22 protein-coding genes and 1 pseudogene are annotated in these 21,397 nt (G+C 71.8%); 16 read left to right on the forward strand and 7 right to left on the reverse strand.

Features of this window, described 5'->3' with window-relative positions; genetic code table 11:
* Positions 1 to 35 precede the first annotated feature (35 nt).
* Genes AC5P09_RS12565 through AC5P09_RS12575 form a run of 3 tightly spaced genes read right to left on the reverse strand, consistent with a single transcriptional unit; the run spans position 36 to position 3,270 of the window.
* Positions 36 to 851 carry a DUF427 domain-containing protein gene (locus AC5P09_RS12565; protein ID WP_493873940.1) on the reverse strand — a complete coding sequence of 272 codons (816 nt, stop codon included), beginning with the start codon at positions 849 to 851 and terminating at the stop codon, positions 36 to 38.
* Between the two features lie 22 nt (positions 852 to 873).
* Complete coding sequence (locus AC5P09_RS12570; RefSeq protein ID WP_493873941.1) at positions 874 to 2,082, reverse strand: cysteine desulfurase-like protein; 1,209 nt, start codon at positions 2,080 to 2,082, stop codon at positions 874 to 876.
* A 12-nt stretch (positions 2,083 to 2,094) separates the two neighbouring features.
* Positions 2,095 to 3,270: a cytochrome P450 gene (locus AC5P09_RS12575; protein WP_493873942.1), complete on the reverse strand. Its 1,176-nt coding sequence runs from the start codon at positions 3,268 to 3,270 to the stop codon at positions 2,095 to 2,097.
* Between the two features lie 152 nt (positions 3,271 to 3,422).
* Between AC5P09_RS12575 and AC5P09_RS12580 the strand changes: the two genes are divergently transcribed.
* The 9 genes from AC5P09_RS12580 (at position 3,423) to AC5P09_RS12620 (ending at position 11,746) form a co-directional block, all read left to right on the forward strand.
* Entirely contained in the window at positions 3,423 to 4,820 is a 1,398-nt protein-coding gene (locus tag AC5P09_RS12580) for a hypothetical protein (protein ID WP_493873943.1), read from the forward strand.
* 83 nt (positions 4,821 to 4,903) lie between these two features.
* Positions 4,904 to 6,181 (forward strand): AAA family ATPase, encoded by a 1,278-nt coding sequence (locus AC5P09_RS12585; protein WP_493873944.1) that lies wholly within the window; start codon positions 4,904 to 4,906, stop codon positions 6,179 to 6,181.
* A complete protein-coding gene (locus AC5P09_RS12590) occupies positions 6,178 to 7,509 on the forward strand; it encodes a vWA domain-containing protein (protein WP_493873945.1) in 1,332 nt (443 codons plus the stop codon). Before AC5P09_RS12585 ends, AC5P09_RS12590 begins: the two co-directional genes overlap by 4 nt.
* A 24-nt stretch (positions 7,510 to 7,533) precedes the next feature.
* The gene (locus AC5P09_RS12595; RefSeq protein ID WP_493873946.1) at positions 7,534 to 8,052 is read left to right on the forward strand and encodes an aromatic amino acid lyase; all 519 of its coding nucleotides are present in this window, start codon (positions 7,534 to 7,536) and stop codon (positions 8,050 to 8,052) included.
* The gene (locus tag AC5P09_RS12600) at positions 7,953 to 8,906 is read left to right on the forward strand and encodes an aromatic amino acid lyase (RefSeq protein ID WP_493873947.1); all 954 of its coding nucleotides are present in this window, start codon (positions 7,953 to 7,955) and stop codon (positions 8,904 to 8,906) included. The genes AC5P09_RS12595 and AC5P09_RS12600 overlap by 100 nt, the downstream gene beginning before the upstream one ends.
* Entirely contained in the window at positions 8,903 to 9,805 is a 903-nt protein-coding gene (locus AC5P09_RS12605) for an amidohydrolase family protein (RefSeq protein WP_493873948.1), read from the forward strand. The genes AC5P09_RS12600 and AC5P09_RS12605 overlap by 4 nt, the downstream gene beginning before the upstream one ends.
* Before the next feature lie 143 nt (positions 9,806 to 9,948).
* Positions 9,949 to 10,794, forward strand: coding sequence for a hypothetical protein (locus AC5P09_RS12610; protein WP_493873949.1), 846 nt, complete (start codon positions 9,949 to 9,951; stop codon positions 10,792 to 10,794).
* Positions 10,785 to 11,459 carry a hypothetical protein gene (locus tag AC5P09_RS12615; protein WP_493873950.1) on the forward strand — a complete coding sequence of 225 codons (675 nt, stop codon included), beginning with the start codon at positions 10,785 to 10,787 and terminating at the stop codon, positions 11,457 to 11,459. The genes AC5P09_RS12610 and AC5P09_RS12615 overlap by 10 nt, the downstream gene beginning before the upstream one ends.
* A gap of 161 nt (positions 11,460 to 11,620) precedes the next feature.
* Positions 11,621 to 11,746 (forward strand): SapB/AmfS family lanthipeptide, encoded by a 126-nt coding sequence (locus AC5P09_RS12620; RefSeq protein WP_493873951.1) that lies wholly within the window; start codon positions 11,621 to 11,623, stop codon positions 11,744 to 11,746.
* A 209-nt stretch (positions 11,747 to 11,955) separates the two neighbouring features.
* Here AC5P09_RS12620 and AC5P09_RS12625 read toward each other — a convergent pair.
* Positions 11,956 to 12,496 (reverse strand): annotated as a pseudogene (locus AC5P09_RS12625) (DeoR/GlpR family DNA-binding transcription regulator); the annotation flags it as partial.
* A gap of 122 nt (positions 12,497 to 12,618) precedes the next feature.
* Here AC5P09_RS12625 and AC5P09_RS12630 point away from each other — a divergent pair.
* Complete coding sequence (locus AC5P09_RS12630) at positions 12,619 to 13,353, forward strand: hypothetical protein (RefSeq protein ID WP_493873952.1); 735 nt, start codon at positions 12,619 to 12,621, stop codon at positions 13,351 to 13,353.
* Positions 13,354 to 13,473: 120 nt separating this feature from the next.
* Here the strand turns inward: AC5P09_RS12630 and AC5P09_RS12635 are convergent, their stop codons facing one another.
* Positions 13,474 to 13,902 carry a secondary thiamine-phosphate synthase enzyme YjbQ gene (locus tag AC5P09_RS12635; protein ID WP_307673060.1) on the reverse strand — a complete coding sequence of 143 codons (429 nt, stop codon included), beginning with the start codon at positions 13,900 to 13,902 and terminating at the stop codon, positions 13,474 to 13,476.
* A gap of 122 nt (positions 13,903 to 14,024) precedes the next feature.
* Between AC5P09_RS12635 and AC5P09_RS12640 the strand changes: the two genes are divergently transcribed.
* The 5 genes from AC5P09_RS12640 to AC5P09_RS12660 all read left to right on the forward strand — a co-directional run bounded on the left by AC5P09_RS12640 (position 14,025) and on the right by AC5P09_RS12660 (position 18,119).
* A complete protein-coding gene (locus tag AC5P09_RS12640) occupies positions 14,025 to 14,108 on the forward strand; it encodes a putative leader peptide (protein WP_349817350.1) in 84 nt (27 codons plus the stop codon).
* 141 nt (positions 14,109 to 14,249) lie between these two features.
* Positions 14,250 to 15,134 carry an ABC transporter permease gene (locus AC5P09_RS12645; RefSeq protein ID WP_493873953.1) on the forward strand — a complete coding sequence of 295 codons (885 nt, stop codon included), beginning with the start codon at positions 14,250 to 14,252 and terminating at the stop codon, positions 15,132 to 15,134.
* Positions 15,107 to 15,850: an ABC transporter ATP-binding protein gene (locus tag AC5P09_RS12650; protein ID WP_493873954.1), complete on the forward strand. Its 744-nt coding sequence runs from the start codon at positions 15,107 to 15,109 to the stop codon at positions 15,848 to 15,850. Before AC5P09_RS12645 ends, AC5P09_RS12650 begins: the two co-directional genes overlap by 28 nt.
* Positions 15,851 to 15,918: 68 nt before the next feature.
* Positions 15,919 to 16,944, forward strand: a complete 1,026-nt coding sequence (locus tag AC5P09_RS12655) for an ABC transporter substrate-binding protein (protein WP_493873955.1) — start codon at positions 15,919 to 15,921, stop codon at positions 16,942 to 16,944.
* Positions 16,945 to 17,042: 98 nt separating this feature from the next.
* The gene (locus tag AC5P09_RS12660; RefSeq protein WP_493873956.1) at positions 17,043 to 18,119 is read left to right on the forward strand and encodes an NAD(P)-binding domain-containing protein; all 1,077 of its coding nucleotides are present in this window, start codon (positions 17,043 to 17,045) and stop codon (positions 18,117 to 18,119) included.
* A gap of 12 nt (positions 18,120 to 18,131) precedes the next feature.
* On the opposite strand, the gene mltG is transcribed toward AC5P09_RS12660, so the two are convergent.
* Positions 18,132 to 18,974, reverse strand: coding sequence for an endolytic transglycosylase MltG (mltG, locus tag AC5P09_RS12665; protein ID WP_493873957.1), 843 nt, complete (start codon positions 18,972 to 18,974; stop codon positions 18,132 to 18,134).
* Positions 18,975 to 19,017: 43 nt separating this feature from the next.
* Positions 19,018 to 20,820 (reverse strand): ABC transporter ATP-binding protein, encoded by a 1,803-nt coding sequence (locus AC5P09_RS12670; RefSeq protein ID WP_493873958.1) that lies wholly within the window; start codon positions 20,818 to 20,820, stop codon positions 19,018 to 19,020.
* A gap of 99 nt (positions 20,821 to 20,919) precedes the next feature.
* On the opposite strand from AC5P09_RS12670, the gene AC5P09_RS12675 reads away from it, so the two are divergent.
* Positions 20,920 to 21,375, forward strand: coding sequence for a MarR family winged helix-turn-helix transcriptional regulator (locus tag AC5P09_RS12675; RefSeq protein WP_493873959.1), 456 nt, complete (start codon positions 20,920 to 20,922; stop codon positions 21,373 to 21,375).
* Positions 21,376 to 21,397: the final 22 nt, after the last annotated feature.

A 21,397-nucleotide genomic window follows, 5' to 3' on the forward strand; every position in this document is an offset into this window, starting at 1 on the left:
CGTGGGAGTGTCGGTTTCGGGACGGTGTGCGCCGGTCACTCCGGTGACGGGGTCGAGAGCATCGGGGTGAACGGCGTGACGGGCCGCTCCTGGTGTTCGCCGTCGACGATGATGCCGACCGCCTCGTTGAAGAAGGCGAGGAGTCCCCTGACGGCGCCCACCGCGGGCAGCGGGTCCGGGTAGCTCCAGACGATGTTCGGCGGTACGCCGGCGCCGGCCCGCCACGACCAGTACCGGGCGGTGCCCTTGTAGGGGCAGCCGGTGCTGTGGTCGGTGGGCTCGAGCAGGTCGAGGCGGACGTCCTCGCGCGGGATGTAGTACCGCGTGGGCAGACCGGTCTCGAACAGCAGGACCGGGCGGCGGGTGTCCGCGACGACGGTGCCGCCGATCTCCACCACGACATGGCGGCTGCTGGGGATCGCGTCCACCCGCTTGTGCGGGTCGCGGGGGTGGATGAAGATCTCCTCCTCTTCCTCGTACCAGTGGTCGAGGCCCCGGCCGGCGCGCCGGAACCACTCGAAGGCGATGTGGTCGGCGAGGTCGGCGCCGGGGAAGGTCCAGGCCGCGTTCTCCACGGTCTCGCCGTCGGCTTCGAGGTCGTAGAAGATCCGCGAACCGGTGTGCGTGCCCGTCGGAGGGTTCTTCGCGGGGCGCAGCAGGTCCTCGCGGACCTCGGCGCGGGGGAAGGCGTACAGCGGGACGGGGACGTCGGGTTCCCAGACGAGGACGGGGTGCCGACTGTCGACGACCGTCACCTCGCCCTTGCGGCCGCGGACCCAGCGTGCGCTGGGCTCCCACAGAAGGCCTTCCGGGGTGGTCCGGACGGCCCCGGCGGTGGGGAATGTGCTCATGACCTGCTCTCCTTTCAACGGCTCACCGGGTTGTCAGGAACTCGGACAACCCCGTCAGGAGCCGGTCGACGTCCTCCGTGCAGGTGTAGGGCGCGAGGCCGAGGCGGAGGCCGCCGGTGTCGCCGAGGCCGAGTCGGCGTGAGGCCTCGACGGCGTAGAAGGATCCCGACGGGGCGTGGACGCCGCGCTCCGCGAGGAAGCGGTACGCGTCCACCGTGCCGTGGTTCTCGAACGTGAGCAACAGGGTGGGGGTGCGGTCGGCCGCTCTGGAGTGGATCGTGACGCCTTCGAGCGAGGACAGTCCCTTGTCCAGTTGCGTGCGCAGGCTGTCCTCGTGTGCTTCGAGTGCCGTGTACGCCGCGATCAGGCGCTGTCGCCGGGTGCCGGTGGCACTCGTGTCCAGGCCGGCGAGGAAGTCGACCGCCGCGGTGGTGCCCGCGAGGAACTCGTAGGGCAGGGTGCCCAGTTCGAAGCGCTCCGGAACGGCGTCGGTGGAGGGCAGGAGCTTGTCCGGCCGCAGCGTCTCCAGCAGTTTCGGGCGGGCGGCGAGGACTCCGTGGTGGGGGCCGAGGAACTTGTACGGGGAGCAGACGAAGAAGTCCGCGCCGAGCCGCTCCAGGTCGACCGACGCGTGGGCGGTGTGATGGACGCCGTCGACGTAGGTGAACGCCCCTGCGGCGTGGGCCAGTCGGGAGATCTCGGCGATCGCGGGCCGGGTGCCGATCAGGTTGGACGCGGCGGTGACGGCGACCAGCCGGGTGCGTTCGGACAGCACGGCGCGGATGTCGTCGACGGTCAACTCCCCGGTGGCGGGGTCGAAGTCGGCCCAGCGCACGGTGGCACCGGCCCGGTCGGCGGCCCGGATCCAGGGACGGATGTTGGCGTCGTGGTCGAGGCGGGTGACGACCACTTCGTCTCCGGGGACCCACGTCCTGGCGAGGGTGCGGGAGAAGTCGTAGGCGAGCTGGGTGGCGCTGCGGCCGAAGACGATCCCCGACGGCTGCGTCCCCAGCAGGTCGGCCAGGGCCCGGCGGGCCTCGATGACGATGCTCTCGGCGTTGCGCTCCCCCGGCGCCGTGTGCCCCCGGTTCGACAGGGGGTGGGCCAGCGCGTCGGCGATGGCCTGGATGACCGGTCGGGGCGTCTGAGTGCCGCCCGGGCCGTCGAAGTGGGCGGTGTCGGCCGTCAGGGCGGGGAACTGGGAGCGGATGGCGGTGATGTCGTACGTCACGAGATGCTCCTGTCAGGCAGCCCTGTCCCACAGCACGTGCAGGGCGGGGGGCTTGCGGAAGACCAGGCCGTACGGCGCGGTCGGGCGGTCCGGGTCGAGGCGCAGGTCGGGAAGGCGTTCGAGCAGGCGCCGCAGGGCGATCCGGGTCTCCAGTCGGGCGAGGTGCGCGGCGAGGCAGTGGTGGGGGCCGTGGGCGAAGGCCAGGTGGAGGCGCGCGTTCTCGCGGCGGACGTCGAACCGGTCGGGGTCGGGGAAGACGGCCGGGTCGCGGCCCGCTCCCGTCAGGGAGACGGTGACCAGGTCACCGCGGCGGATCGTGGCCGGGCCGAGGACGGTGTCGCGGGTGGCGTAGCGGTCCACGACCGCGGCGCCCGGTTCGAGGCGCAGCGATTCCTCGATCGCGCCGTCCAGCAGACCGGCATCGGCCCGGACGAGGGCGAGTTGGCCGGGATGGCTCAGCAGGTGCAGCAGCGCGTCGGTGATCATCGCCTCGGTGGTCTCGATGCCCCCGAACATCAGGACGGCGGCATTGGACGCCACCTCGGGCAGTCCCAGCCGCCCGGCCGCGGAGCCGAGGAGAGAGGCAGCGTCCCGGTCGGAGACGGTGGCTTCCACGGCCGCCCTCAGCTGCGCGTACGCCACCGCGCCGGCGGGTCCGGCCTCGAGTCCGGCGGTGATGTCGGAGACCGACCGCACGATGGAGTCGTACCAGGAGAGCACCGTGGCCGCGGTGGTGCCGACCAGCCCGAGCGCCTCGGTCACGACGGCGACCGCGAGCGGGCCGGCGAAGGCCGTTCGCAGTTCGGCGGCGCCGGCCGGTTCCAGTGCGGTGATGAGCCGGTCGGTCTCCTGCTCGATGTACGAGGCGAAACCGTCGTGCGCCGCTCGGGGGCGGAACGGAGCAGCGAAGGGGTCACGGTGACGGGCGTGCTCGGCACCGTCCAGGGACAGCATGCTCGGCCCGACGACCTGCGCGGTGGAGAACCGGGGGTCGTCGACCGTGAAGGTCGCGGCGTCCCGCATCACGCCCATCGCGAGATCGCGCCGGGTCACCAGCCAGCCGTCCAGCTCGGGCAGCCAGGACACGGGCTCGTGCGCACGCAGCGACGCCAGGCGCGGATGCGGGTCCTCGGCGAGTTCGGACAGGGTGGTCGCGGCGCCGAGCGGGAAGAAACCGATCACAGCCAAGGCTAACAACCGCGCCCGCGGACGAACTCGTCCACCGGCCCGGGAAGTTGAATCACCGGTGACAGACCGAAGTGAAGGACGCTATGCTCCGCGACGATGACGACTCATTCTGTTGACAGATTGGGGGCCCCGTCCGCGCAAGGTGAGTGCTGATGCTCACCAGGACCGCGAACGAGGATTCCCGCCTTTCCTTCTGGCCGCGCGTGCGAGAGTTCGCCGTGCCGCCCTCCATGATCGAGACCGCGACCGCCCGCCGACACGTCGGCGACTGGGCGGGGGCGTGTGCCGCCGCGGGTGTCGATGTCGATCTCCAGTTGCGTTCCGTGGCGCGTACCCACGGCCGGGACCTCGCGGCCCGGATCCGCGCCGATCTCCGCCATCTGGCTCCGGACCTGCTGCGCTGGCACCTGCCGAGAATCGCTCCCGACGGGCTGCTGCGTCCGGGGCTGACCGTCTCGCTGGCCCGGTACGAGGCCGCCGGGCGTGACGGCCCGGTGCATCTCGTGGTCCGTACGCCGCCCGCCTGGGCGGACGCCGGTCAGCGGATCAGCCTCGCGCTGTGGGACGGCTCCCCCGCGCAGGGCGGCGCCGACCGCCATCCGCATCCCTGGCCCAGTCGGCGCTTCCGCCTGGACCTGCACCGCCATCTGTGGGACGTACGCAGGACCGATGAACTGCGGACCCGGTCCGGGGCCGACGGGCCGGCCGACGGCGGCCGGCCCGTGGCCGTCCCGGATCTGCCCCGGACGGCGCCGCAGCCGCTGCCGCACGGGCGTCGCCGGGCCGTGGACCGGTGGGCGGCCGAGGCGGGGATCCTGCTGGACGCCGAGGGGCGGTCCTCCGGTGCCGTCGTCGTGCGGCTCGGGAGGCGGCATCGGCTGGTCCTGGAGGTGGTCGACGACGTCGGGCCGCCGACTGTCCGGATCGCGGCGCCGAGCGGCGGGGACACCTCCGCTCTGCCGCTGCTGCCCGACGCGGCGACCTGGGTGCCGCCCGACCTGCAGCTGATCCGCAGCGGTGCGATCGAGGCGGAGCGGCTGCATCCACTGGTCGCCTCGGCACTCGTACCGGACTGGTCGCCGCCCGGGTCGTCCCGGACCTCGGACCGGGCGGGGCACCCGCGTCTCGTGGAGTGCCGGGGCGCCCGGCACCGGATCGGCCTGGTCGACGGGGTGCTGGCCCCGCTGGACCACGACCCCGACGAGATCCGCCGGGAAGAGCTGCTGGTCGCGCTGACCGGCACGCCGCTTCCCTGTCTGCGGGCGATCGACGAGGCACACCGACGTCCCGACTGCCTCACCGGCGTGCGCGAACGCCTGGACCACGGTGACATCGCCGGTGCGCTGGCCGTCGTCGAGGGCCTGCTGGGCCCCGACGCGGCGCTGCGCGACGGCGCCCTGCGGGACGAACTCGAGGCCGCCGCGGAGCGCCGGATCACCTACGGGCTGTTCAGGGCCGGCCTGGTCGGACCCGGACCGGACCGCGTCCGCCCGGGGCTTCACCGTCCCCGCCACCACCGCTCGCATCCCCGCCACACCACCGGCCGCTGACCTCGGGGACCACGGGTCCCCTCACGACCACTCAATGCCCTGGGGGATCTCCCCAACCCTTACTAGCCAAAAGGTGATCACACATGCCCACATGCACCCTGTCCGCTGTCCCCTCCGCCCCTGTTCACGACTCCCAACTCGACGTCGCGGGCGACTTGTTGACCCTGCTGCGCGACACCACCACCGAACCGCGACCCGACGTCCAGCTGGAGGCCCTGACCCTGGCCGTGGCCGCCGACCTGCCCGTCCTGCTGTGGGGCGAGCCGGGCATCGGCAAGACCGCCGCGCTGACCCAGCTCGCCGAAGCCCTGGACCTTCCGCTGACCACCGTGATCGCCAGCGTGCACGAACCGTCCGACTTCTCGGGGCTGCCCGTCGTCGGGGACGACCCCGCGGAACAGGGCGTGCCGATGGCCCCGCCGGACTGGGCGGTGCGACTGGTGCGGGCCGGCCGGGGGCTGCTGTTCCTCGACGAGCTCTCCACCGCACCGCCGGCCGTTCAGGCCGCGCTGCTCCGGCTCGTCCTCGAGCGGCGCATCGGCGCCCTGCAGCTGCCGCCCGGCGTCCGGATCGTGGCCGCCGCCAATCCGCGGTCCTCGGCGGCCGACGGCTGGGAGCTGAGCCCGCCGCTCGCCAACCGCTTCGTCCATCTGCAGTGGACCCACGACCACGAGGTCGTCGTACGCGGCCTCGGCGGGACCTGGCCCCGGGCGACCCTGCCGCGGCTCGACCCGGCGAAGCTGCCGCAGGCCGTGGACTTCGCCCGGCGGGCGGTGTGCGGGCTGCTCACCGCCCGCCCCAAGCTCGTGCACCAGCTGCCCAGCAGTCAAACGCGCCGGGGCGGTGCCTGGCCGTCGCCCCGGAGCTGGGAGATGACGTTGTGCCTGATCGCCTTCGCGAACGCGGCCGGATCCTCCCGGGAAGTGCTCTCCCTGTTGGTCCGGGGCACCGTGGGGGACGGTCCGGGGCTTGAGCTACTGGCGAGCCTGGACCGGCTGGACCTCCCCGACCCCGAGGAGGTGCTCGCCGATCCGGCGGGTGCGGTACTGCCCGAGCGGGGCGATCTTCGCCAGGCCGTGCTGGACGGTGTGGTGGACGCGGTGCGCCGGCGCCCGGACAGGGCCCGCTGGGACGCGGCCTGGGCGCTCCTGGTCCGGGCGGTGGAGACCGGAGCCCCGGACTTGGTGGTCGTCCCCGCGACCACCCTCGCCTCGCTGCGTCAGGAGGACTGGGACGTTCCGGCGTCGATCGAGCGGCTCGCCGGAGTGGTGTCCCTGTCCCGGCGGGCGGACCACGCGGCGGATCGCGCGGCGGATCGCGCGGCTGCCCGGGGCGCGGTCGCCGCGAAGGCCGGCCGATGAGCGCGGAACAGGGCCGGCGACGACCGGACACAACGCCGGCACCGCCGGCACCGCCGGCACCCGACACACCGCCGGCACCCGACACACCGCCGGCACCCGACGCACCGGGTGCGCTGGACCTCGACAAGCTCTTCGCCGCCCGGCTGCACGCCGCCCGCGTCCGGCCCTACTTGGCGACGGCCCTGTTCGCCCTGCACACCGTCGAGTCGCGGCGGGTGCCGACCATGGCCGTCGACCGGCACTGGCGGTGCTACGTCTCGCCGGCGTTCGTGGACCGGACGCCGGTGGAGGAACTGGCGGGCGTGTGGGTGCACGAGGTGTCGCACCTGCTGCGCGACCATCACGGGCGCAGCGACCGGGTCGCGCGGGAACGTGGGCTGACCGGCCCGGGGGAACGGCTGCGGATGAACATCGCCGCGGACTGCGAGATCAACGACGACGTGTTCGGTGACGGGCTGGTCCGGCCCGAGGACGTCGTCGATCCGGCGTTCCTGCGGTTGCCCGAGGGGCAGCTCATGGAGGAGTACCTGACCTGGTTCCGACTCGGGCCGCTCACCCAGAGCATGTCCTGGCTGGACTGCGGCAGTGGCGCCGACGGACTGGAACGGGAGTGGGACCTGGGACCGGACGGTGCGCGCAGCCTGAGCGAGCAGGAACGGGACGCGGTCCGGTTCCGGGTGGCGCAGGGCATCACCGGCCGCCCGGGGCACGCCTCGAAGGGCTGGCGTCGGTGGGCCGAGGAGGCGTTCCATCCGCCGCAGCCGTGGCGGGAGTTGCTGGGAGCGGCGATCCGCTCGGCGGCCTCCGGGCCGGGCGCGGGCGAGGACTACACCTACGGCCGGCCGTCCCGGCGCTCGGCCTCGGTGCCCGGGGCCGTCCTGCCGAGCCTGCGGCGCAGGCCGCCCCGGGTGTCCGTGATCATCGACACGTCCGGGTCGGTCAGTGACGCCGAACTGGGCAGCGCGATCCTCGAGGTCGCCGCCATCTCCCGTGCCGTGGGCGGCCGTCGTGACCTGGTCTCCGTGCTGCCGTGTGACGCGGCGGCCAGGGTGGTGCACCCGCTGTGCCGTGGTGAGGGAATTCCGCTGATGGGCGGCGGGGGCACGGATCTGCGCACCGGTTTCGCCAAGGCGCTGCGGTCGCGGCCACGACCCGACGTCGTCGTGGTCCTGACGGACGGTCAGACACCCTGGCCGGACACGCGGCCGGCGTGCCGGACGGTGGTGGGCCTGTTCCCTCGGCAACCGGGGGCGTGGGACAACGAGGACGATCCCGACTACGTGCCGGACTCTCCGCCCTCATGGGCGCGCGTGGTGGACATCGGCTAGTGCGGCAACTCTTGGGGGGATCTGTTGCGGCCGTCCTCGGCGCCACTGACGTTCCCTGCGCGATCAGGGCACACTGCAACCATCGTCACTCGGGAGACGCCCACGCATGAATACGCCGCCACCCGCTCGCCGTACGCACTCCCCCGCGACGAACTCGACGCGTTCAGCGTCCGTACGGTCCGGGGCCGGGCCAACGCGGTCGGCGCACCGCTGCCGGTCCCCGTCGTACGCGCCGCCGTCCTGGCCCGTGTCAACGGCATTGCGGGCGGCGGCAGCGGAGTGCGGCCAGGGATCCCGCGGCTGCTTGTGGCCATGCTCAACGCCCGGGTGCATCCGGTGATCGGGGAGGGCAGCGCCGAGTTCGCCGGTGAGGTGCTCGACGGCACACAGCACTGCGGCGGGCCGGTCTCGCCCCCGCCGAACTGGGTCCGAGGGACGGGCATGTGCTGTGCAGCGCGAGCCCGCTGGCGGCCGGACAGGGCGCTCTCGCCCTGCACGAGGCGGCCGCCGTGCTCACGCCGGCCCAGGCGGTCACCGCGCTGACCTACGAGGGCTTCCGGGCCAACACGAGCCCGCTCGACCCCCGGGTGCTGGACCTGCGCCCCTCCCCCGGGCAGTCCCGCGCGGCGCGCGAACTGCTCGCCCTGCTGGACGGCGGTGAGCTGCGCGACCCCCGGCACGCACGGCGGGTCCAGGACCCCGTCAGCCTGCGGTGCTCGGCCCAGGTGCACGGGGCGCTGCACGCCGCGCTGGACTTCGGCGACGACGCGCTCCACCCGGAGCTCAACGGCTGCGGCGACAAGCCGGTGGTCCTGGCCGACACCGGCGAGATCCTCTCGTCCGGCAACTTCCACACCCCGGCCCTGGCCCTCGCCTTCGACACCCTCGCGCTGGCCCTGACACAGACCGCCGCGATCTCCGCCGAGCGGATGCGCCGGCTGCTCGACCCCGCCGTCAGCGGACTGCCCGCGAACCTCTCGCCGTACGGTCCGGAACGCTCCGGCTTCGCACCGCTGGCCAAGACGGCGCAGGCCCTCGTCGCCGAGATCCGCATGCTGTCCGCACCGGTGAGCACCGACCCCCGCCACGGCTCGGACGCCGTCGAGGACGACTCGACCAATGCGGCCCTCGGGGCGCGGCGGCTGACCGCGATGCTCACCCGGCTGCGGCCACTGCTCGCGGTCGAGGCCGTGGTCGCCGCGCAGGCCGTGGACCTGGCCGAACCGTCCGCACTGGGGCGAGGACCTCGTCTTGTGCACCGCTCGATCCGGGCGATCGTGCCCCGCCTGGACGACGACCGGCCCTGCGGGGTGGACGTGGAGGTGGTGAACCGCGACATCCTGGGGTCCGACGACGTCCGGAGCGCGCTGCGCGCCTTGGTGGGAGGAGCGTCATGACCAACGTCGACGTACACCAGCATCTGTGGACCCCCTCGCTGGTGACGACCCTGCGGTCCCGCCGGGAACCGCCGTTCTTGGACAACTGGACCCTGTTCCTGGATGGTGAGCCGCCCTACGAGATCCCTCCCGCCGACCACGACCTCACCCGGCGTACGGATCTCGCCGCCGCCGACGGCCTGGGACGGGTGCTCGTCTCGCTGTCCGCCCCGATCGGCGTGGAGTGGCTGCCCTCGGCCGAGGCGCGGCCCCTGCTCGACGCCTACCACGAGGGCGCGGCCGCGCTGCCCGAGCCCTTCGGGGCCTGGGCCGCCGCCGGTGTACGGGACATCGACGCGAGCGCGACGGCCGAGGACCTCGACCGGGGGTTCGCCGGACTCCAGCTCCCGGCGAACGCCCTTGCCGACGCGGCCGGTTACGCGCGCTGTGCCCCGCTGCTCGATCTGCTCGAAGAGCGCGGCCTCCCCCTGTTCGTCCACCCGGGACCCGCGCCCGGCGGGTCGGGGGGACCCGGCTGGTGGCCCGCGATGGTCCCCTACGTGCAGCAGATGCACGCCGCCTGGTTCGCCTTCCGCGCCTTCGGCCGGCCGCGCCATCCGCGCCTCAGGGTGTGCTTCGCCCTGCTGGCCGGGCTCGCCCCGCTGCACGGGGAGCGCTTCGCCGCGCGGGGCGACGGGGCGGACGTCGGGGCGGATCCGGACGTGTTCGTCGAGACCTCGTCGTACGGGCCGACCGCCGTCGACGCGATCGTCCGCGCCCTCGGTGTGGACGCCGTCGTCCAGGGCTCGGACCGGCCCTATGCGGAGCCGCCGCGGCACCCCGGCTTCGGTCTGGGCGGTGCCGCGGCCTACGCCTTCCGCATCGCCAACCCGCGACGGCTGCTCACCGGAAAGGACTGAACGTTCACCGGGGCGATTCAACTGCGCGCGTATTCCGGCGAGTTGGCTGAGGAGAGACCGGAAACACGCCTACTCGGCGACTCGGCAACTCGGCAACTCGGCGATCGACAGTCCCCTTGCCCACCCTGCACGAGGAGACGACCATGAACGTGTTCGCCGAGCGCTATCCGCTCGTGGCGCTGGACCCGGCCCTCGCCGACTTCGCCGACTACACCTCCTGGGCCCTCGACATGTTCCAGCAGGTGGAGGAAGCGGTCGCCGCGGTCCACGACCGGGGCATCGTGATGGGCGATGTCCACACGTTCAACATCCTGGTCCGTCCCGGCGGCAGCGTCGTCCTGATCGACTTCGAGGGCGCCTCAGAGGTGGCCGACGCGCGACACCAGGTCCTCGCGGCCCCGGGGTCCCTCGCCCCGAAGGGGACCACCGGCTTCGACATCGACCGGCACGCGCTGGCCTGTCTGAGGCTCGCCCTGTTCATGCCGCTCACCGGCCTGATCGAACTGGACCGGGGCAAGGCGGGACAGCTCGCCAGGGAAGCCGCGCGGCTGTTCCCCGTCCCCGGCCGGTTCCTCGACGCGGCCGTCCGCACGATGACCGGCGACGACATGGCCGCCGGGGCGGACGACGAGCCCCGGCTGGAACCCGACCACTCCGGCTGGCTGAGCGCCCGGGATTCGATCGCCGCGGCCGTCCTGGCCTCCGCCACACCCGAGCGCCGGGACAGGCTCTTCCCCGGCGACATCGAGCAGTTCGCCACCCCGGGCGGCGGGCTCGGCCTGGCCCATGGTGCGGCGGGCGTCCTGTACGCGCTGGACGTGACCGGCGCCGGACGCCACCCCGACCACGAGGACTGGCTGATCCGGCACGCCCCCCACCCGGAACCGGCACCCGGCTCGGCCTCTACGACGGCCTGCACGGCATCGCGTACGTCCTGGACCACCTCGGGCACCACGAGGAGGCCGTCAAGGTCCTCGACATGTGCCTGAGTGAACGCTGGGAGACCCTGGCCCTCGACCTCAACGGCGGTCTGTCCGGCATCCGCCTCGACCTGCTCCACTTCGCGACCACCACCGGCGACGCCGCCTGCCGTGACGCCGTCCTGCGCGTGGCACAAGCCGTCGCCGACCGCCTGGGGCCGGCCGACGGCGTGCCGGAGATCAGCGGCGGCGCCCACCCGAGAGCGGGGCTCATGTACGGATCGTCCGGGCCCGCGCTGATGTTCCTGCGCCTGTACGACCACAGCGGCGACCCCGCACTCCTCGACCTGGCCGCCACCGCGCTGCGCCAGGACCTGCGCCGCTGCCTCGTGCGCGAGGAGGTGTCGATGGAGGTGAACGAGGGCTGGCGCACCATGCCCTATCTCGCCGACGGCAGCGTGGGTATCGGCATGGTCCTCGACGACTACCTGTCCCACCGCGCGGACGAGGAGTCCGCAACCTCCGCCGACGCGATCCGCAGGGCCGCCAGGGCGTCGTTCTACATCGAACCCGGGCTCTTCGACGGCATCGCCGGGATGATCCTCCACCTCAGCCGTGCGCCCCCGCCCGGCACGGCGGCCGCGCGGGACCCCGTGGTCGCCGACCACGTACGCCGTCTGTCCCGCCACGCCTGCCTGCTCGACGGCCGTCTGGCCTTCCCGGTGAGCAGTTGATGCGGCTGTCCATGGACCTGGCCACCGGAGGTGGGGGCGTCCTGCTCGCGTTGGGCGCCGTCTCGCACTCCCGGCCCACCGGGCTGCCGTTCCTGACATCGGGGCTGCCCGCCCATGACCTTCCCGTCCCCGCACAAGTACGAGAGAGGTGGTGAAAAGCAGTGTCGCTCCTCGATCTGCAGGGTCTGACCATCGAGTCGGACGCCGGTTACCGTCCGCCGCCCGGCAGTCGGGCAAGCAAGGGCTGTGGTGGTGGAATCAGCTTCCTCAGCCTGCTGCTGTGCTAGTCGTCACCGACACGGCGGGGGCACATCGCGCCGCCGCCCCGTTCCGGAACCGTACGACCACGGGAGCAGCCGGTGGACCGACGCGCGGCGGACCGTCTGCGGCTGGCGGCGGTCCGGCGAGGAGGTGCGTGGAGCGGGGTCCAAGCCGCAACGGCCCTCCTGCTGGCAGGGGTGTACGTGCTTCTGCCCGCCGTCATGGGCAAGACGGTCGCCCCGTGCCGGACGTCGATCGCGTCGACGCCGATGAAGGCATGGTCGAGCGTGATCTGCGCGAGCATCCCGGTGGCGAGCGGTCCGGTGAGCTCGTACGAGGCAGGGCGGGCCACTCCCCCCGGTGAGGACGAGCTTCACATGGCGGCGTACGACCAGTTCGTTGGCGATGTTCAGGGCGTTGGTGACGACCGTCAGCGAGGGACCGGCGCCCTCCGTGCTCAGCTCGGGCCTGATAGCCAGCGCCCGGGCGACCGCGGTGGTCGTGGTACCGCCGTTCAAGCCCACCACGGCACCCGCCTTCACCAGGCCCGCCGCCGCGTTGGCGATCCGCTCCTTCTCCGGAGCGTTGCGCGCGGCCTTGTAGCGGAGCGGCAGGTCGTACGCGATGGCGTTGATCACGGCGCCGCCGTGGGTACGGGTGACCATTTGCTGGCGCGCCAACTCATCCAGGTCGCGTCGGATCGTGGCGGTGGAGACGTGCAGTACGTCCGCGGCGGCCTCGACCTCGATCCGCCCGTCGCGCGTCAGTATGTCCAGCCTTGAAAAGCAATGCCTGTTTCAGCAGCTTAGACGCCCAAAGCCAGCACTTATGCGCACGGCGGCCACCCACGGTCCGGCCGGTCGCATGATCAACATCTTCCCCCGGGACAATCGTCGCCATGAGCGACAGTACGGACAACGCGGAGAGCCGCCTGGCCAGGATCGAGCGACTGCTGGAGAGCGGCGGGCACGACGCGGCACCCGCATGGCGCCGGGCGACACAGGGTGAGCCGCGCTGGGCGGTGACCGCCGTGATCCTGGTGGCGGTCACCCTCCAGCTGATGCTGCCGCACCGCCTCACCCTCCAGCCGCACTGGGCGCTACCGGTCCTGGAGCTGGTCCTGCTGGCCGGCCTGATCGCCGCGAACCCCCGGCGGGTCGAGCCCCGGACCCGGTGGCTGCGGTGGCTCGGCCTGGCCATGATCTGCCTGATCAGCCTGGCCAACGGCTGGGCGGCGGTCCGGCTGGTGGCGGGCCTGGTGAACGGAACCGAGGGGACGGACGCCGGGCCCCTGCTGCTGACCGGCGGCGGAATCTGGCTGACGAACGTCATCGTGTTCGCCCTGTGGTACTGGGAGTGGGACCGCGGCGGACCGCTGGCGCGGGCCCAAGGCCACCACCAGTTCGCCGACTTCCTCTTCGTACAGATGCAGACCCCTCAGACCGCGCCGCCGGACTGGGAACCGGCGTTCCCGGACTACCTGTACCTGTCGTTCACCAACTCCACCGCCTTCAGCCCGACCGACGTGATGCCGCTGTCACGCTGGGCCAAGATGCTGATGATGGTGCAGTCCTCGGTCTCCCTGGTAACCGTGGTCCTGGTGGTCGCCCGGGCCGTCAACATCCTGCGATGACAGCGACGCCGGCGATGCCGGTGAGGCAACCGGTGACCGGCGCGCCGATCAGGTCGAGGCTGTGGCTGCGGCCGGTCCCGCCTGGGGTTCCTCCCGCGGTCCGTCCGGCGTGGCCGAAATTCACCCGCCGGCAAGAAAGCTCAGACGCACCTTTCGTTCCGAGTTATCCCGATTCGTGTCGACCAGACACACCGACTGCCAAGTACCCAGCTCCAGGCGCCCGTTCAGCACCGGCAGCGTCGCATGGGGCGGGACGACCGCGGGCAGGACGTGGTCACGGCCGTGGCCGGGACTGCCGTGGCGGTGCTGCCAGCGGTCGTCGGCGGGGAGAAGGGTGTGCAGGGCGGCGAGGAGGTCGTCGTCGCTGCCCGCGCCCGTCTCGATGATCGCGATGCCGGCGGTCGCGTGGGGCACAAAAACGTTCAGCAGACCGTCGCGGCCGGCGGCCGCCTCCCGCAGGAAGGCCTCGCAGTCACGGGTCAGGTCGGCGATCCGCTCCGTGGAGCCGGTGGCCACGTTCAGGACTCGAGTGGTGAAAGCGTCTGACATGACTCCCATCCTCACCCACACGTCGCGTTTCACACACGAGCGTTCGCCCACCCCCTGACACCGGCGGTCCAGTTCGCGAGACGCCATTGACCGTGGCCACGTCATCTGGCTACTTTCGGCGCATGTTGCGTTCAGCCCTGCTCACCACGCGCGGTCACATCGACCTGCTGCGGGTGGCCTCCGCCGCGTGTCGCCGCGGCTGCTGACGCCTTTCCCCTCTCCTCACCACCGGTTCGCCGTCATCTGCGCCTGCGCTTCGCCGTACTCGTGTGTTCTGACGCGCCGGTGATGTCGCGGCGCTGAAGCGCGCCCCTCTCCCCCGGACGCTCACCTCCCGTGGAGCACTCATGAGCATCAGCCATGCCCCGCCCGACTCCCACAAACCCGATATATCGCCTGAATCAGCTTCCACCGCCTCCCCTCCGAAGCTCGATCTCGAGCCGCTCGTCCCCAGCTCCTCCCGCCGTACCCGCGTTCCCCGCTGGCTGCGCCGCACCAGCGGCCCGCTCCTGCTGCTGGCGTTGTGGCAAGTCCTCAGCAGCACTGGCGTGTTGACCGCCGACGTGCTCGCCTCGCCGGGGCGGATCGCCGAGGTCGCCAGGGAGCTGGTCGCCGACGGTTCACTGACCTCCGCGATGGGCACCTCGCTGCAGCGGGTGGCCGCCGGACTGCTGCTTGGCACCGTCGTCGGTACCGGACTCGCCCTGGTGTCGGGCCTGTTCCGGATCGGCGAGGACCTCGTGGACGCCCCGGTGCAGATGCTGCGGACCGTGCCCTTCGTAGGCCTGATCCCGCTGTTCATCATCTGGTTCGGCATCGGCGAGGCACCCAAGGTCGCCATCATCACGCTCGGCGTGACGTTCCCGCTCTACCTCAACGTGTACGCCGGCATTCGCGGCGTCGACGCCCGGCTGATCGAGGCCGGTGAGTCCCTCGGCCTGTCGCGGTGGGGGCTCGTGCGGCACGTCGTCCTGCCGGGGGCGCTGCCCGGCGCCATGACCGGCCTGCGCTACTCCCTCGGCATCGCCTGGCTCGCCCTCGTCTTCGCGGAGCAGGTCAACGCGGACTCCGGGATCGGCTTCCTCATGGTGCAGGCGCGGGACTTCCTGCGGACCGACGTGATCGTGGTCTGCCTGATCGTCTACGCCTTCCTCGGCCTGCTGGCCGACTTCGTCGTCCGCACTCTCGAAAGGCTGCTGCTGCAATGGCGACCGACGTTCACCGGCCGGTAGACACCCCCTCGGCCGTTCGTGTCGAGGGGCTGACCCGGTCCTTCGACGGCCGTCCGGTCATCGACGAGCTCCGACTCGACCTCCGACAGGGCGAGTTCGTCGCCCTGATCGGCCGCAGTGGCTGCGGCAAGTCCACCCTTCTGCGCATCCTCGCCGGTCTCGACCGCGACATCGAGGGCACCGTCCTCGTGCCGCGTCGCAAGGCCGTCGCCTTCCAGGCACCACGTCTGATGCCGTGGAAGAAGGTGTGGCGCAACGTACTGCTCGGCCTGCCCGGCAAGCCCGAGCGCGCCGTCGCCGAGCAGGCCCTCACCGAGGTCGGTCTGAGCAGCCGCTCCGACGCCTGGCCCAAGACGCTCTCCGGCGGCGAGGCACAACGCGCCTCACTGGCACGGGCGTTGGTGCGCGAGCCCGATCTGCTGCTGCTCGACGAGCCGTTCGGCGCCCTCGACGCGCTCACCCGCATCAAGGCCCAGCGTCTGGTGGGCGAGCTGTGGCAGCGCCGCGGCTGCGCCGTGCTCCTCGTCACGCACGACGTCGAGGAGGCGGTTCTGCTCGCCGACCGCGTCCTGGTCATGGACGACGGAGTCATCGCGCACGAGCAGGAGATCGACCTCGACCGCCCGCGCGACATCACCGACCCGCGGTTCGCCGAACTGCGCGCGGGTCTCCTGGAACGCCTGGGCGTCGACACCGCCCCCGCAGCAGCCGCCTGAACTCCCCACCAGCCCCGCCATGCCCAACCGTCCCCCCGCGAACCTCAGCCACCCGAAACGGATCCACCATGCGACGACGCCTCACCCCCGCCGCACTGCTCCTCCCCTTCGCCCTGCTGCTCACCGCCTGCGGCGGGAACTCGGCCGCCTCGACGGGTGGCGACACCGACGGCACGGGCTCCCTCACCATCAACGTCGGTGACCAGAAGGGTGGTTCCGAGGCCATCCTGCGCGCCGCCGGCGAGCTCGAGAACCTCGACTACAAGATCAAGTGGTCCACCTTCACCTCCGGTCCGCCGTTGCTCGAAGCCGTCAACGCGAAGGCCGTCGACATCGGCGGCGTCGGCAACACCCCGCCGGTGTTCGCGGCCGGAGCCGGTTCGAAGATCAAGGTCGTGTCCGCGTGGCACGGCACGTCCAAGGGCGACGCCCTCCTCGTGCCCGACGGTTCGAAGCTGACGAAGCCGCAGGACCTCAAGGGCAGGTCGATCGCCGTGGCTCAGGGCTCCTCCGCGCACTACCAGTTGGTCGCCTCCCTCGAAGCGGCCGGGCTGAGCCTCGCCGACGTCAAGGTCAAGTACCTCCAGCCGGCCGACGCGCTGGCCGCGTTCACGTCCGGCAAGGTCGACGCGTGGGCGGTCTGGGATCCGTACACCTCGCAGATCCTCCAGACCGGGCAGGGCCGCGTCCTGACGACCGGCGAGGGCGTGACGAACGGGCTGACCTTCCAGGTGGCGGCGCCGAGTGCGCTCGGGAACAAGAAGAAGGCCGCGGCGATCCGGGACTACCTGGACCGGCTGCGGCGGGCGACGGCCTGGGTCCACGACCACCAGGAGGAGTGGGCGAAGGTCTGGGCGAAGGACACCGGGCTGCCGTACGAGGTGGCGCTGGCCTCGGTGCGGAGGACCAACTCGACGCGGATCTCGGTCGCCGTCGACGGGCCGCTGGTCGCCTCCGAGCAGAAGATCGCCGACGCGTTCACCGAGCTGAAGCTCATCCCGCGCAAGGTCGACTTCGCCGACTTCGTGGACACCCGCTTCAACGGCGACCTCCCGGCCTCGACCACTCCGGCCCGCGCCTCCACCGGCTCCTGAGACCGTCCTGAGACCGGCTCCTGAGGGAGGCTCCCGAGGGCGGGCGACCGTACACGACTCGCGGGAAGATCCAGGGCCTCCGCACTGTTGGTAGAACCGTGAACAACACGCGCGAGGTCGATGTGGTCGTCATCGGCGCCGGTCAGGCCGGACTGGCCGGCGCCTTCCACCTGCGGCGCACCGGTTCGGAGCCGGACCGCGACTTCGTGGTGCTCGACCACTCCCCCGGTCCGGGTGGCGCCTGGCAGTTCCGCTGGCCGTCGCTGACGTACGGCAGGGTGCACGGGATGCACTCCCTGCCCGGCATGGAACTCACGGACGGCGATCCGACGCGACCGTCCGCCGAGGTGGTCGCCGAGTACTTCGAGGCCTACGAGCGCGCCTTCGACCTGCGCGTACGGCGGCCCGTCGACGTACGTACCGTGCGCGAGGGCGTCGGCGGGCGGCTGCTCGTCGAGACCTCGGCGGGGAACTGGTCGACGCGGGCGCTGATCAACGCGACCGGGACCTGGGACCGGCCGTTCTGGCCGCGCTACCCGGGTCAGGAGACCTTCCGGGGACGTCAGTTGCACACCGCGCAGTACCCAGGGCCCGAGGAGCTCACCGGGCAGCGGGTTCTGGTGGTGGGCGGAGGCGCGTCCGGCACCCAGCATCTGCTGGAGATCGCTCCGTACGCGGCCGCCACCACCTGGGTCACCCGGCGGCCGCCCGTCTTCCGAGAGGGCCCCTTCGACGAGAACGTGGGCCGGGCCGCGGTCGCGCTCGTCGAGGAGCGGGTACGGCAGGGGCTGGCGCCGAAGAGCGTCGTCTCGGTGACCGGCCTGCCGCTCAACGACGCGGTCCGGCAGGGAATCGCGGACGGGGTCCTGGACCGGCTGCCGATGTTCGACCGGATCACACCCGACGGCGTGGAGTGGAACGACGGCCGTCGCGTGGACGTCGACGTCATCCTGTGGGCGACCGGCTTCCGGGCCGCCATCGACCATCTGGCGCCGCTGAAGCTGCGCGAGCCCGGCGGCGGGATCCGCGTCGAGGACACCCGTGCCATCGCCGATCCGCGGATCCACCTCGTCGGCTACGGCCCGTCGGCCAGCACCATCGGCGCCAACCGGGCGGGCCGTGCGGCCGTACGGGACATCAGGCGGCTGCTGGCGGAGGAACCGGTCGCCGCGTGATGCCCTCACCGGTCAGGTCGAGGACTGCGGGCTCGCCTTGCGGTGGGCGTTGAACTCCGCGACATTGCGCTGGTGCTCCGCATAGTCGGCGGTGAAGCGGGTGTCGCCCGGCTTGACCGTGACGAAGTACAACCAGTCGCCCGGCGTCGGGCTGATCGCGGCGCGCATCGCGTCCTCGCCCGGGTTGTCGATGGGGGTCGGCGGCAGGCCCATGCGCTGGTAGGAGTTGTAGGGGCTCTCGATCCGCGTGTCCTCGACGGTGGTCTTCAGCGTGGAGCGGTTCAGCGCGTAGTTGAGGGTGGAGTCCATCTGCAGCGGCATGCCCCGCTCCAGGCGGTTGAAGATGACCCGGGCCACCTTGCCCATGTCGGCCTTGGTGGCCGCCTCGGCCTGGATGATGCTCGCGACGGTGACGGCCTGGTAGATGTTCATGGCGTTGCGCTGCGCCCCCGCCGCGATGGGGGCGCCGTTGAACCTCTTGTTGGCGGTGTCGACCATGAACGACAGCATCTGCTCCGCGGTCGCCTTCTCCTGGAGGGGATACGTCGCCGGGAGGAGGTACCCCTCCGGGTTGCCCTCCGCGTCGTTCGGCAGCTTCAGGTTGGCCTTGGCCAGGGACTTCTTGGCCGTTCCGGCGGGCAGGGCGAGGGCCTTGTCGACGGCCTCGTAGACCTGGCCGGCCCGCCAGCCCTCCGGGATCACCAGCGTCCTGGGCTTCGTCTCCTCGTCGCCTGCCAGGCTCAGCAGCGGCACCGCCACGGCGGTGCCGGCCACGACGGCCCCGGTCGCGATGAGGGCGACACGGCCCCGGCGCGTCAGTCGAATCGTGCTCCGTGGCGGAGTGTTCATGTGCATGCGGGCACGGTAACCCGCTAAAGCACACAAACCCGGCATATCGTCATTTTGTCGGCTCCAGTCGGGCGTCCTGGTGGACGAGCGCCGCGTACCGCCCGCCCCGCTCCAACAGCTCCTCGTGCGTTCCCTGTTCGGCCACGTGTCCGGCGTCCAGGACCACGATCTGGTCGGCACCCCGGATGGTGGACAGCCGGTGCGCGATGGTGAGCGTGGTCCGGTTGGCGGAGAGCGCGTCGATGGCCTCCTGGACGGCGTGTTCGGTGCGGGTGTCCAGGGCGCTGGTCGCCTCGTCGAGGATCAGCACCGGCGGGTCGCGCAGGATCGTGCGGGCGATCGCCAGCCGCTGCTTCTCGCCGCCGGAGAAGCGGTGGCCGCGCTCGCCGACGACCGTGTCGTAGCCGTCGGGCAGGGACGCGATGTGGTCGTGGATCTGGGCCGCCTTCGCCGCCTGCCGGATCTCCTCGTCGGTGGCGTCCGGCTTGGCGAAGCGCAGGTTCTCCGCGATCGTGGCGTGGAAGAGGTACGTCTCCTGCGAGACGACGCCGACCGCGCGGGCGAGGGTGTCGAAGTCGAGGTCGCGGACGTCGACCCCGTCGAGGGTGACCCGGCCGCCCGTCACGTCGTACAGCCGCGGCACGAGATGGCCGAGGGTGGACTTGCCGGCGCCGGTCGGTCCGACGACGGCGAGGCTGCCGCCCGCGGGGACGGTGACGTCGATGCCGTCGAGGACGGGGCGGCTCTTGTCGTCGTACCGGAACTCGACGTCCTCGAATCGCACCTCACCCTTGATGCGGTCCAGATGTACCGGCCGCTCGGGCTCGGTGATGTCTATCGGCAGGTCGAGGTACTCGAAGATGCGCTGGAAGAGCGCCAGCGAGGTCTGGATCTGAACGCCGGTCGACAGCAGGCTCACGGCCGGGCGGAACAGGCCCTGCTGGAGCGAGACGAAGGCGACGATGGTGCCGATGGAGATCTGGGTGCCGCCCGTCGCGAGGGCGAGGCCCGCGGTCCAGTAGATGACGGCGGGCATGGCGGCCATGACGATCGAGATGACGGCCATGCGCCAGCGGCCGGCCATGTTCGACCGGACCTCGAGGTCGACCAGTTGCTCGGACTCGTCGGAGAAGGAGCGGGTGAGCGAGTCGGAGCGGCCCATCGTGCGGCCGAGCAGGATGCCGCTCACCGACAGCGACTCGGTGACGGTCGCGGCCATCACGGCCATCTGCTTCTGGCGCTGGGTGGTGATCTTCTTGCGTTCGTTGCCGACCCGGCGGCTGATCCACACGAAGACCGGCAGCAGAAGCAGGGAGACGACGGTCAGGCGCCAGTCGAGGGCGATCATCGCGATGATCGTGGCGACCACGCTGGTCAGGTTGGAGACCAGGGAGGTGGCGGTGGAGGTGACGGTTGCCTGCATGCCGCCGATGTCGTTGGCGATGCGGGACTGGACCTCGCCGGTGCGGGTGCGGGTGAAGAAGGCGAGGGACATGCGCTGCAGGCGGCCGTAGACGGCCGTGCGCAGGTCGTGCATGACGCGCTGGCCGACCGTGGTGGAGATCAGGGTCTGCAGCACACCGAAGATGCTGGTGAGGACGGCGCTGAGGATCATGCCGAGCGCGAGCAGGCTCAGCAGTCCGGTGCGGCCCTCGGGGATGGCGACGTCCAGCGTCTCCTTCAGCAGGAACGGGGTCGCCACGGTGACCAGCGACGAGGCGCCGACCAGCAGGCCGACGACCGTGAGCCGGCCGCGGTAGGGCTTGAACAGCTTGAGGATGCGGCGCACCTGCCGGGGTTCGTCGGTCGAGGTGCCTGAAGAGGGGGTCCACTTGATGTCGTCGCGGGGCATGGCTCCTACGGAGGGTGAGGGGTGAGGGGTGAAGACTGACGGAGCTTAGCTCATTGTTACCTATACTCACAATGAGCATGGTCCTGATATTGTTCCCGCATGACCACCCCCGATCCCGACGGCCTGCTCGCCGAGCAGCTACTGCGGCTGACCCGCCGTGTGCACCGCATCCAGAAGCACCATCTGGAGCAACGCGGCCTCGGCGTCACCCCGGCCCAGTCCCGGCTGCTGCGCACTCTTGCGCACTACGACTCGCCGCCGCGCATGGCCGACCTCGCGGAGCGGCTCGAGGTGGTGCCGCGTGCCGTGACGACGCTCGTCGACGGGCTGGAGGCGAGCGGCAAGGTGCGGCGGATGCCGGACCCGACCAACCGCCGGGTGATCCGTATCGAGCTCACCGACGACGGGCACAAGGCCCTGCGGGAGCTGCACGGCGCGCGCAGGTCCGCGGCGGAGGAGATCCTGGCCCCGCTGACGGGCGAACAGCGCGAGGTGCTCGGCGGGTTGCTGGACACGCTGGTGGACGGAACACCGGAGCGCGGTCGGAGCTGCTGAGCAACTGCTGGGCAACCGCTGA

Source organism: Streptomyces sp. a15 (assembly GCF_059026085.1).